At 40.3% G+C, this 13,068-nt stretch carries 6 protein-coding genes; all 6 read right to left on the reverse strand.

The genetic code is table 11. The features are described from left to right. Positions 1-15: 15 nt before the first annotated feature. The 6 genes from KEM09_RS14830 to KEM09_RS14855 all read right to left on the reverse strand — a co-directional run bounded on the left by KEM09_RS14830 (position 16) and on the right by KEM09_RS14855 (position 12,747). Positions 16-3,174, reverse strand: a complete 3,159-nt coding sequence (locus KEM09_RS14830) for a glycoside hydrolase family 2 TIM barrel-domain containing protein (RefSeq protein WP_212229467.1) — start codon at positions 3,172-3,174, stop codon at positions 16-18. Between the two features lie 102 nt (positions 3,175-3,276). Beyond that, positions 3,277-4,845: a beta-N-acetylhexosaminidase gene (locus KEM09_RS14835; RefSeq protein WP_212229469.1), complete on the reverse strand. Its 1,569-nt coding sequence runs from the start codon at positions 4,843-4,845 to the stop codon at positions 3,277-3,279. 55 nt (positions 4,846-4,900) lie between these two features. Next, the gene (locus KEM09_RS14840) at positions 4,901-7,075 is read right to left on the reverse strand and encodes an alpha-N-acetylglucosaminidase (RefSeq protein ID WP_212229471.1); all 2,175 of its coding nucleotides are present in this window, start codon (positions 7,073-7,075) and stop codon (positions 4,901-4,903) included. A 34-nt stretch (positions 7,076-7,109) separates the two neighbouring features. Beyond that, complete coding sequence (locus KEM09_RS14845) at positions 7,110-9,188, reverse strand: glycoside hydrolase family 5 protein (protein WP_212229473.1); 2,079 nt, start codon at positions 9,186-9,188, stop codon at positions 7,110-7,112. A gap of 251 nt (positions 9,189-9,439) precedes the next feature. Continuing rightward, positions 9,440-11,740 (reverse strand): glycosyl hydrolase family 95 catalytic domain-containing protein, encoded by a 2,301-nt coding sequence (locus KEM09_RS14850; RefSeq protein WP_212229475.1) that lies wholly within the window; start codon positions 11,738-11,740, stop codon positions 9,440-9,442. Continuing rightward, positions 11,737-12,747 (reverse strand): hypothetical protein, encoded by a 1,011-nt coding sequence (locus tag KEM09_RS14855; RefSeq protein WP_212229477.1) that lies wholly within the window; start codon positions 12,745-12,747, stop codon positions 11,737-11,739. Before KEM09_RS14855 ends, KEM09_RS14850 begins: the two co-directional genes overlap by 4 nt. Between the last annotated feature and the right edge of the window lie 321 nt (positions 12,748-13,068).

Genomic DNA, 13,068 nt, shown 5'->3' on the forward strand with positions numbered 1-13,068 from the left:
TTTAACTATTTACAATCAATCATTTGCACCGGATTTAATGATAAACCCAAATTGATATTCCTGATTTCCATCGACCCAAAATTCTTTATGAGTTCTTGCTCCCCACGAGTCATCTCCACCTACTCCATGTATCTTATAATCGATATTAACATTAATAAAATCCCGTTCCTTTACTTCAAAATGATGCTCAACGCCTTCAATATCTTCTTCCAGGCAGGTCCATGCTCTAACATTCAAGGGTTGCAAACCACTAATTTTCAATGCTGAACCTTTAACATCATCATTAAAACACATCCACCTCACATCACACCGGTTGCTGTTATCCTGTGGCGAAATGTAAGAAACCCAATAGTCCTTTACATCCATTTCGTATAAGCCAATGAAAGCGCTTTCTTTCCTATCGGGATAATTCTCGTGTGGCCCACAGCCATACCATTCCATTTGTTTGTATGTTCTGGGAATCGCCATGCGGAAGCCAATTTTTGGCATGCTACTTTGTTTCCCCTTTGGCAGGTAATGCATATTGACTTGCAAATCACCATGTGAATTAAGCACATATGAAAGTTTAATTCGCACATCGACTTTATGGGGATCAAGGGTATAATTAATGGTCACTTTTCGCTTATCACTATCCGTCAGTATTTGTTCATTTACTACTTCAGCACCCTCCATCAACTCTTTCCATTCGGCCATCCGCCGTTCATAATTATTGCGTTGCTGATTATCATTGGGAGGTTTCCAAAAATATGGTTCCAGTGGCCGCACTAATAATTGCTGATTATCAACAACTAAACTATTAACCGAGCCATTTAGCCTACTTATCACACAATTGAAATGTGATCCTGCAATAACAATTCGCCCTGCTTCCTGGTGCAATTTCAACTGTCCTTCGCTCCCTTCATTCAGTTCATCTGCAAACGGATATGGATGCAAGACATACTGTTCTTTAGCAACCACAAACCCCTTTGGTGCCCAGGCATTATCGGCCTTTAATGCGGCCTGAAATACCACCGTATATTCAGCCTTATCGTCCTCAATATCGGGCCATTCAAAAGCACCTTCCCATTGTGTACCAGGCGAAGCCGTAACATTCTCAAGCAACCTTTTATCTGCCAATTGGCCATTGCGGAACAGCAGCTGATAAAAACTAAGATCTTCAAGATTGGTAAAGTGATAATTATTGATTATGGTAATGGTTTTCTCCCGAATAGCGTTGAGATCAAACCTAATATATTGATGCACTTTCTGAGCCTCGAAGTAATGCGGATTGGGCACCCTGTCCGGGCCAACCAGCCCGTTTATACAAAACTCCTTATCGTTCGGGTAATCTCCAAAATCACCTCCAATGGCCCAATATTCATCCTCATTAAGCGACAGTTGAGAAGGTACCGGTAAGTATCTAAGCGCACTCCCGTCCTGCTTTCGGGCAATTCCCTGATCAACCCAATCCCAGATTGCCCCACCTGTCATATGCTCAAAGTCGTCTATTACCTGCCAATATTTTGAAAAGTTGCCCAATGAGTTGCCCATTGCGTGGGCATATTCTCTCATAAATATCGGGCGATCCTTCTTTTTCATGGCTATACTTCTCACCTTATCGGGATGCACATAGGAAACATCCAACATATCAGACACATCCAAATCACTATCGCAAAAGACAATGGCATCAGGCAACACCTTATGTATCGTATCTGCCATGGCCTTCAGGTTTTGTCCTTTCCCGCCTTCATTGCCCAATGACCAGATTATTACTGAAGGGTGATTTTTATCGCGCTGGACCATTGCTGCGGCTCTATTGACATGTGCCTTGGTCCAATCAGGACTATTGCCTAGTTCCAAATTGCCTATATTAAAACCATGTGATTCCTGATTGGCTTCATTCATCAGATAAAGGCCATACTCATCGCACAACTGATGATACAAAGGAGCATTTGGATAGTGACTGGTGCGAACCATATTGATATTACATTGCTTGATTAATTCAATATCACGGCGCATAGTTGCCTCATCCACATAACGACCTGTGCGAGGATGGTGCTCATGGCGATTGACACCTTTAAGCTTCACTGCCTTGCCATTAATTTTAAAAATACCATCCACAATCTTTACTTCGCGCACCCCAACTTTGAAAGGAATTACTTCTTCGATTTGCCCATTTGCATTCACATATTCAATTAAAAGAGTATACAAATAGGGTGATTCGGCACTCCATAAATTGGGCGATTCAATGGCTAACGTCAATGTTTCACGGCTCACCTTGTCCTTTTGAATTGCGTTTATTTGCTGGCCTGCACAACTACCAACCAAATTGCCTTCTGTATTGTAAACCGAGACGTTCAGAGAGCCCTTCTTTGCGGTATATTCACCTTTATTAATGAGTTCAGCACCTACCTCAAGTATAGCTTTTGAGTAATTATCGACCAATTTGCTGGTTACCTTAACATCCCGCACATGGACTTTTGAGCGCGCAATTATTTTAACATCTCTGAAAATCCCACTCAGGCGCCACATATCCTGGTCTTCGAGGTAACTACCGTCGGACCATCTGTACACTTCAACAGCAATACTGTTACGACCTGTATGTACATATTCTGTTATATCAAAAACAGCGGGAGTAAAACTACCCTGACTATAACCTACCCGTTGTCCATTAATCCATACGTAGAAAGCCGATTTAACTCCTTCAAAATTCAGCAATAATCGCTTATCATCCCAGGCCTCCTGGTATTCAAAAAAATGCTTGTAGGAACCAACCGGATTTCTCATTTTAAATGCACTAAACTTCTCATCAGGTGCCTCCGTTACCTTTGGCAAATTCCTTTTAAACGGATAAACAATATTGGTGTATATGGGGATGCCGTATCCCTGCGTTTGCCAATTACCTGGCACTTCAATCTTGTTCCAGTCTTTTGTACATTCATCGGATTTATAAAAATCTTCAGGACGGCTCTGAGGATCTGGTGACCAGTTAAACAACCACCGCCCATTGAGCATTAACTCATTGGTACATTCACTATTCTGAAGCGCTGCTTCGATAGTACCATAAGGCAAATAAGTTGCGTAAACTGCTTCTTTATTTATATCAATAACCTGAGGATTCTCCCAGTCGGGCACCTGAGCTAACAAATAATAATTCGTAATGACTAATGATAGTATAATGACAATAATTCTCATTTTTTTATGTGCTTTCATTCATAAAACTAATACTGGACAACCTCTGATTATTTTGTCTTTTCACCTAAAGAAGTAAATGCATTGGCATTTTTTAAAACATCCTTACTTTTTAAATTGATGAAGTTCAACCGGTAGACGGTATGCTACACTCTTACTATCGAAGTAGTTAAAGTGCACATCCAATTTGTTCGTAAAAGTTCCCCAATTCTTCTTATTCTCTCCTGCCCAACCTGCCTCGGACAAAGCCATTCCTCTTGGCCATGTCATATAAAATGCCCGATCAATATCTTTGATATATTCACCCCATAAGGTAGCCTCCACACCAATAATGTGTTCCCTCTTTTTTTCTCCCATTGCCGGATCAAACTTATACACCTGTTCCAATGTAAGAACAGGCATCCAGTCACAGGTCTCTTCTCCTTTAAACTGTGGATAGTCAAAATAGGCGTGCTCACCGGGACAAGAAATTAACTTATAGCCTAATTGGGCAGATTTTTTAATCACTTTTGATGATAAACCCATTCGCCATGTATACATGGTACTATTTTGGGGATATTGCGGCACATCCAGTTCATACCATATCAATGGTTGCTTATTATGCTTTTGAAGTGATTGGTTTACCCGCTTAAAAAAATAACTCATTAAATCCTGAGGCGTATCCTTTTTAAGTTCTTTTAGCCTTCCCTGACACTTCGGACATTCTATCCAATGGTCAAGCGGCGCTTCATCCCCACCAATGTGAAATTCATTCCCTGGAAACACTTCAGCCATTTCACCAATAACATCATCCAGAAAGGTAAAAACATCATCGTTACCAGCACACAACAGATTTTTAGAAACACCTGGTGTAGTCCTAACTTCCAATGCCTCATTGAAACATGTCAACTCAGGGTAAGCCACAATGGCGGCTACACTATGTCCTGGCACGTCAATCTCTGGTATGATGGATACGTGTCTTTGTGCAGCATAGACAACCAGGTCTTTCATCTGCTGCTGGGAATAAAAGCCAGAATGAGGTTGCCCGTCTCCTTTCGTTTCTTTTCTAACTGAACCCACTTCTGTTAATAAGGGATATTTCTGAATCTCAATCCGCCATCCCTGATCATCGCTTAAATGCAAGTGTAACCTGTTAAACTTATATTTTGCCATTACATCCACATATTGCTTTAAGCCTTCGATGGGCAAAAAGTGACGTGCAGGGTCAAGCATCAGAGCCCGGTATTCATACTGTGGACTATCATCAATGGCAACAGCTTGTACTACACCTTTGTGCGCATCAAAATGTTCCCACATCCATTGCTGCAGACTTTGAATTCCATAAAAAATGCCAGCAGCACTCCCCCCTTTTATTTCAACCTTTTGACCAGTGATGGTCAGAGCATAAGCTTCTGCATCAGGTAGTTTACTATCCAGTACCAGGTCGATGGTATGTTCAGTCATCGCATTTGGTACAATGGCTGCCGATAAACCAAAATCATTATTAAGCATCGCTAACAAATAAGCAGCTTCAAAATCCACACTATCCTGAGGCGCAAATGAGATGGTTGGAGATGAGATATCAAAAACATCATTCATTGCACGAACCTCAGAAGGTTCAGGGATAATTTTATGCTGCTGTGCAAAAATGCTAACCGAAATAAGAATGAAGGTAAGCAATGATAATTTTTTCATAGACCTTGTATTAAGAATATAGTTAATATAATGGCAACCATTAGATTATCACGCATTAATTAAAGTATTTCATACCTAAATAGTACACAACATCAAGTTCACATTCCTGTGTTTCATTAGGGTATTCATCGTTACTCAACACCCACTGCTCCTCGAAACTATAAAAATCAGGAGCATTCGGTTCCTTACCTTCAAGAATGCCCCGTGCATATTCAATAAACATGTGCCAACGCTCTTTGTAATAATCGTTCAGCAGACCCGAATATTCTCTGTAAGCATAGTCATTAACAACATGTTTTTCGTTGGTCCAAACAGTTATCAATCGACGTGCATTTTCTTCGAAATTCTTCATCTCACTCTGGGAGGGTGCTCTTTTCTTGGCTTCATTCAACCACGTACCAAGTAAAAATTCTTTTCTTGAGCTCATCAATAAGTCCATATCAGAAATTAAGTCGAGCATATTGTTAGCCAATATATTGAATTGATCAACGTCCTTATTTTCGAATGCAGACTGAAGGTTCTGGTACACTTCCCTTCCATGATTTGCCATAACCTGACGGGTTAGATTAACCAGATCAAAACGAAAACAATCAGATTCAGCAAACTCATGCCTGTTTTTGAAAAACATTTTCCAGGCAAGCAACAATTTCTCTGGAGAATAATCGAGGTCGCCATACCCCCAGGTTGATACCTTTGTTACATTCCATGCCGGACGAGCACATAATACCGACTCGAATGGTGGGCTACCATGATCACCACTGGCATGCCTGTATTTTGAGTTGTACACTGTCTTTCTCATGATTTGCCATGCCTCTAATACATCACTATTGGCTTTTCCATAGCGGCTGCTTACATACATCTCTAGCCAATCATCCATATCAACAGTATCGTTTTCCCATACCAGATCAAATAACAGATCATAGATAACAGCATCCTGCTCAATCCCCTCTGGCGTGGCACCCAAACCCTTCATCTTAATGCCCTTGGGGTGCTTTAGTGCCTGCATCACATCTGAGTTTGTCTGATCTAACTTTGCTGTCATCCCGGTTTGTCCACCAAAATTTGGAATCTCACTCCAAACCCAGTTATGGCCTTCAAAACTGCTTTCGCGAGCCCATTCCGATGCTTTGCCTCCCCATTGAGGCAGTGCTTCAGCGTACAAATCAACCACTAGCGCTTTACCCTTAGGTATTCCTTTAAGCAACTTCCTGGTTGGATTTTCACCCCAGGCCTGCAACACCCACGTGCTTTTAGGGTTATTAGCTTTCATTGCTTCATAAATCCCTTTAGCGGCATTTGTTACATTAACTCCCTCTGAGGTTCCCCCTTCATGAAAAGGGTCACCCTGATAATAATCAGAGATACCATACAGTAACCTTTGTTCTTCGTAATAAATGGCTGCTACCTCATTAAATAGAGGATCCTCCGGCAATAAAAAACCAGGACGATTGAAGTTTAACCATTTACCAGGATTATGAATTTTAGCCGTAGGGTGTTTTATCTTTAACGAGTTAGGTACCATTCCATAAAAACCTTGAAAAACAGGCTGCATACCCAACTCTTTCATTCTACTTACAATCTTCTTTTGCAACTCACATTGCTTATCAATCCATTCTTGTGATACCGGGCCACCCCAGCTTTCCAGATTACCTAATAACCACCAACCGGTGTACGATGGTCCTGGTAAAAAAGCGGTGATTTCGTCTTCTGTATAATTCAAACGCCTTAACGTATTCTGCCACACTGCCTCCTGACCAACTAATGCCAGTGGCAGATTAATACCATGCAACGCCATCCAGTCAATTTCCTTTTCCCAACGCTGCCAATCCCAAAAAGACATCGAGTAATTAAATGTACAATAGTTTAAATAATAACGCTGATCAAAGGTTGCTATCTTCCTAACCTTTTGCTCAATAACAGGCAATGGTTCACCAGACTGCTGCAACTGATGCCCGTTCCACGAAAAGCTTGAGTTACAGAAATGTCTTAAATAATAATGCAAGCCATAGGCCATTACAAGGGCTGAATTCCCTCTTACAACCAGCTTCTCATTTACTGTTTGCAATTCAAAAACATCTTTCCCATTATCATCCGGAATTATTTGAAATTCGAACTCCTCTGTCCGTTCCGGCATTAATCGCTTTAATAAAGCATATGCGGCATCTACTTCACTTGATAAAACAGGATGAATGCTCAGCGTCATTAAAACAGCTATGAATAATTTTTTCATGATACTATCATTGTTATGTCATTATTAAATAATCTCATTCCTGATTTTTTCGAATCACAATACGTTGTGCTTGTGATTTATTATTTGGGGTATAGTACAACATATCAGCATTGTCATTAAACATGAGTGTTCCCCCCGTAGCGTATACTTCAAATCCATTTTGATAATGCCACTCCGGTAAAAACACTTCTGTAGGCAATACATTGGTGCTATCAGGAATAAACTCAAGCTCCATTTCACCAATTTCACTCGAAAAGGAGTATTTGGTAATCTGACCGCTGACGCGATATGGATAAGGACGTACTGCAGCATCAAGCGCACGACCTCCTGAATTAAGATCATGGCTATTATTTACCTGAGACAGGCTAAATACCGATAAATCCTCTCCATTCCATTGATCGCCCCTCTCGTTTGTATTGTCAGCAGTGTAGTTCCATAAGGTATAGTGTAACAGGTTTTCTTCAATAGCCGAAAAGCAACGTTCCAGCGCACGGTTCTGAATAGTAAAATCACCCGTTTCAAAAGCTTTCCGATCATTCATGTCAAAAGGTATCCCAAACTCACCCAGCAAGGTTACAGCTTCTTTTCCATAGCGTTCTTTGGTACCTTCTTGCATCTCCCGTAAGAATTCAACAAATGCTTTGTACACTTGCCGTTTACCTAGTATAATTTCATCATCCAGCAAACCAATCCATGGCCAATATCTTTTAGTTACCAATGTTGCATCATCATACCAATGCGAGCCATCGACTAAATAATCAATGCCCAGTCCCCGTAAATCAGGCAGCTTATGTGGCACCGGAAACAATACATTATCAACGCATAAAAACCAAGCCGAATCAACAGCTTGTATCGCCTGGTGGTAAGCCTTGATAAAAGGGATATAATAATCTTCATTAAAATCAACGGTTTTACCTTTAACCTTATTAAAATAATCGGGTTTCAACAACCGAGACTGTCCCATGTCGTTTCGCTCCCAGACACCAGCCTCCTTCCAGACACAGCCTTCTGCTCTACTCCAGGCTGATTTACCTTCGCCGTTAACCAATACCACGCCTGCATCCTTTAACGATGCTTTACCCAGTTCATTCTTCTGCACCTCCTGAGGTATTCCTTGTCCCAATAACATGCCCTGATAAGGTGTTGGTGCCAGACCAACAATACTGGTCGGAAAGGGAGATGATAAATCTGCAATGCCCACATAACCAGAAGATGGTTCATTCATTAATTCAAAACCAACAACGTTAGGCAAATCCTTAAGCTCATTGGCCAGGTACACCATGGACTGGATATAATGGCTTTGTAAAAAGTCCTGAATAGGAATGGAATCATTCACCATTACCTGAGGTGCAAAATCATTACCTGCAAAAAATAACGTGAACATTGTACAGGAAGCCAATTTATAATAGTTTGAAAACCAAACCATCTGAGGATACGGATCGCCAAATGCATTATGAACAAAGGCAGCGTCAGTTTCTAAAAAATTCTCCACATTAAAACCAGCTGCTTCAAATGTCCATAAAGGAGCACCATCTCCACCACTAAACCTACTCCATAGATCCTGGTGCGGATCAATAAACACATTGATATCATACTCAGCTGCCTTTTTAATGATATCTCTTACATATTGAACGTATTCCTTATCATACATCCCCGGTCCATCATGCTCAATGGCCTCCCAAGTAACTATGAATCGAATAAAATGAAATCCCCATTTTTTCAACCTCTCAAAATGCATATCAGCTTCAGAAAGTGGGAAAGGCCTTCCTACAAAAGAGATATCTTTACCATTATAAAAACCATCTTTAACATGGCTGCCCATATTGGGCGTAAATGGCACCTTACTGCTTCCACCTAAATTGATGCCCCTTAAAAAAAGGCTTCTTCCATCGTTGGAACAAAAATTACCATTTTTGACTAGAATATTTTTACCTGCAACATCTACCGTATCTGCTGCTAAATATTCAGGTATATTATCAGATGCTGTTAAGAGTAAACCCGAAACATCTTTTGCCTTTTTGTTATCTCCGCCCGTAAATATGTACCAATACAAAATACCTGTGGCTAACATCACAATACCAACAAATAACTTAATACTCAATCGAACCTTCATTTTTCACTTGATTTATTATTGTTTTCGTTGTTCAAAAATATTGTTTGTCAGTTACTGTATATTGTGTCCGGTATATATAGCCATATAATGGGATGAATGGCATCTTAACGAAACACCATTTTTAGCTTGAAGAGACAACGAACGCTCAAATTCAATTTTTACCATACCAATAAAAGTCACTAAACCTATTTTGTAAGTTTTCCTCCTTAAACAAGCAGTAGATAAAATTCGAATTTGAGCGTTAGAATACATTAATTATTTGTTAGTAAAATAACATCCCCTTTGTTCATCTTAAAGCTTAAGATGCCATCCTGGGTAGTGAATTCATGGTTGCATTTAAAACCAGTACCACCAAAAGGATTTTCCAATTGAATAACACCATCAGCATTGGCCAATACCTCAACAGTTGTCACATTTCCCATCTCCATTCTTGCCGAAACTAAAAATGCGCCATAGGTTCTTAACTTATTAAAACTGGCATCGGTCCAATCGGCGGGCAAGGCTGGAAAAAGTTTTACAATACCTGTATGGCTTTGTATAAGCATATCCTGAATGGCAGACGCAAATGCAAAATTTCCTTCCAAGGTAAATGGACGATACGTCATATTTGAGTGTCCTGCTTTACACTGATCGCCATTGACATGAAATGAGTTCTTCAAACAGAAACATTCTGCAAAAATGCGAAGTACACGGGCAGCATTATCGCCATCAAATGCACGCGCATACAAATTTCCCTGCCAGCTAAATGAATAGCCCGTCCAACCACCAGTGCCTTGTGCCTCCAGGTTACTAAGCGTATTCTTTATCACCTGCTGTTCTTCAAGGCCGTTCGACACATCAAGCAAGCCAAGCGGGTGAAAGCCCAGTAAATGTGAAAAATGTCGATGCGATTCATTATAAGGCATTTCAGGAGCAAACATCAGCCCTGTCTCTCCGTCTATAGCCAATTCTGGCCATTCTGATAGAATCTGTGTCCATTTTAATGCATCTTCTTTCAACCCAAGCTCTGTGGCCAGTTCTGCAGCTTTCTCATAATTCCAGCGAATCAGAGCCAGTTCAAAGTTTGTTGTTTGCGAAAACCAGGCTTTTGCAGAGTTATTATATATTTCAGGACTAGAACTAATTAACAACTTCCTTTTACCTGTTTCATCCTTCACTGAAATTTCGTCCAGATAAACAGATACATCCTTCAACCAGGGATATGCTTTTTCCTCCAGAAAATTACGGTCCATTGAATACTTCCAATGTAAATAAAAATGATGCCCAAGCCATGCTGCAACAGTCTGTCCAAATGAATATTGAATCCAACCACCCATGGGCTCTCCATCCAATGTGCTAACACCAGGCACATTCATGCCATTCACATTAAAATAATCTTGAGTGTACTTTTTGAATACTTCACGGTTCTTCCACAACCAGTTAATAAAACCTTCTTCCAGGTTTAGATAGTTACCCGTATAAGCCGGCCAGTAACTCAATTGTGTATTTAAATCATGGTGAAAATCACCTTTCCAGGGCGGTAGCTTGCCGTGGTCAGCCGTCCATACTGCCTGCAACGAAATTGGAGGCGCATCGGCACGTGCAGCTGAACCAAATTTGTACATTTCTAAATAATACTGCCTTTCCAGCAGTTTATCCGGAATACTGATGGAAGACTGCATCCAGTGGTTGTGCCACCATTGCAGATGGCCTTCGATAGCTGTCTGATATCCATTAGCCAATGCATTCGATACAAAGGCTTCGGCCTTTACGCTGTTATCGGAGGCAACTTTCTCCGATGAGACAGACCAGCATCCAGTAAGGGACTGCTCTTCTCGATACCATTGTGTAAAAATCTGATATTTGAAATCTTTCCAGCCATTTTGGTTATAACAAATATTCTCATCTCCTTTTGTAATGGTTCCTTGTCCATAACCCAATTGGTTAAGATCCGTTTTTGCCTGACTGGTATATCCTTCTTCATTAGGGCGATCGTACGAAGGTGCAATCAGTTCGATAGGTAGTTCCTGAGGTACATTTTCAAAGCGATACCACCCTACAGGCTCACTGGCATGTACAAAAGTTGTTAATTTAGCTCCGTTTATCCACTCAACAGTACAAATAGCAGTCGCTACATCCAGATCCACCTTTTTAACTTCACCCAAAGCGTCGATGTTAAACTCTAAAGCCCCTGCCGGAATTTTTGATGGTGCTGGTAACTGATCATACGGCACATCAAATGCTTCCTGAACTTTTTTATAGGTACCCGCTTTCCAGTGATCATAGACATCTTTAAACGTCCATTTATTAAAATCAATATTTTCCATTGGTCGCAAATCCCAAAGATCAGCCCTATCCAATGAAAATCTTAATCGTCCTTTTTTTTGCCAAACCAGGTTACCAACAGTAGCATTGCCCAAAGGGATTGCTTCATCCCAAACAGTGGCCAGCTCATCAAACTCAAGTCCGTGCTTCGTATAACTATTAGGTGCTGATTTATCCGTTACACGGCATGAGATAAGCACACCAATGGGTATCAGTAACATTAAAACAATACTTCTTAATCTTTTCATTTTATTCTTAGATTTTTATTAAACTGATATGTTCGTTTCCATGTAAAAGATTGTCCATTGTCGATACTAAACTCGACCATTGGTTCTGCACACACAGATGTCCTGGACATATAAATGTAAAACGGACCTAAATCCTTATCTTCAATAACTTTAATTGAGGTTCTGGTTTTGGAGTTAATCACTGTGTACTCTTTGGAGGTTCCGGCATTGATATGGCCTCCTATCCAATCGTTACGTAAATCATCCTCATTAATTTTAATTTCATTGCCTTCGAAGGTTATTCTTGAATCAAATTGATCAACAGGGCATACATCATTTGGAAAAACCATTTTATAATTCTGCCCACCGGGGTAGTTATCGAAACTGAAGAAATTATGACAATATGGGTTGGCAAAAATCGGTTTAGCGCCACAATTTTTCAGCATATGTATAATTTCCAATTCTGCTTTATTATCAATTAGTCTGATTTGTTTTTCATAGTCATATGCATACCCAAAATCGGTTACCATACTTTGCTTAAATACAATTGAACTCTTATTAATTTGTATATCCCATTTACCAGATTGAATGATTTTATATGGATAATCCCAGAAATACGGGTCTTGACTTGCTCTTTGTAAAACACCTACACCAATCTTCACAAAAGGCTCCCCCACATTTGCTTCCTCATACCCCAGAGGATTACGAAATTCTTCGGCTGTTCCTGTTCCTGTCCCTGGCGTCAACGGGTCATGCACCCCTCCATGCACCGTTCCATCATACATCTCCCAAGCCTGTAGAAATTCATGGTCCCCATAATTGATTTGTGCAATCATACCTGACCAATCAAAACGTGTACTTCTGTAATAGCCATTAAGTTCGTCGGGCATGAGTACGGTAACACGTATTGAATCATTTTGAATAACAGAAACGGGGTAATCGTGCTTTACGACTTGCTCAGAAGCAAGCAACAAAAAACCTGAAATCACACAAACTACTATGAATACTATTGATACAATTCGATGCATTATTAAAACTTTAGTCACCACAACTTACCATTCACTTATCATCAGCATATCACAATCTTATGCTTATAAAATCCTAATGGGGTAACACGTTCCTTTCAGATTAAATCCATTTACGACCCGGATAAGCACTACTGCAATTCATCCAAATACCCTGGCAATTAATTTTAGCACCAACACCTGTCAACTTATAAATATTCAATATGTATCATGAACTGCCTGTGCAACAAAAGTTTTAGCTAATGCCCCGTTAGGAAATGACTTTGTATAACTTTAAAGACACAAAAAATAAGAAAAACCCTAGGTTTAGGCGGTAAAACTTTT

The sequence above is a fragment of the Carboxylicivirga mesophila genome (assembly GCF_018271975.1).
Taxonomy (GTDB): Bacteria; Bacteroidota; Bacteroidia; order Bacteroidales; family Marinilabiliaceae; genus Carboxylicivirga; species Carboxylicivirga mesophila.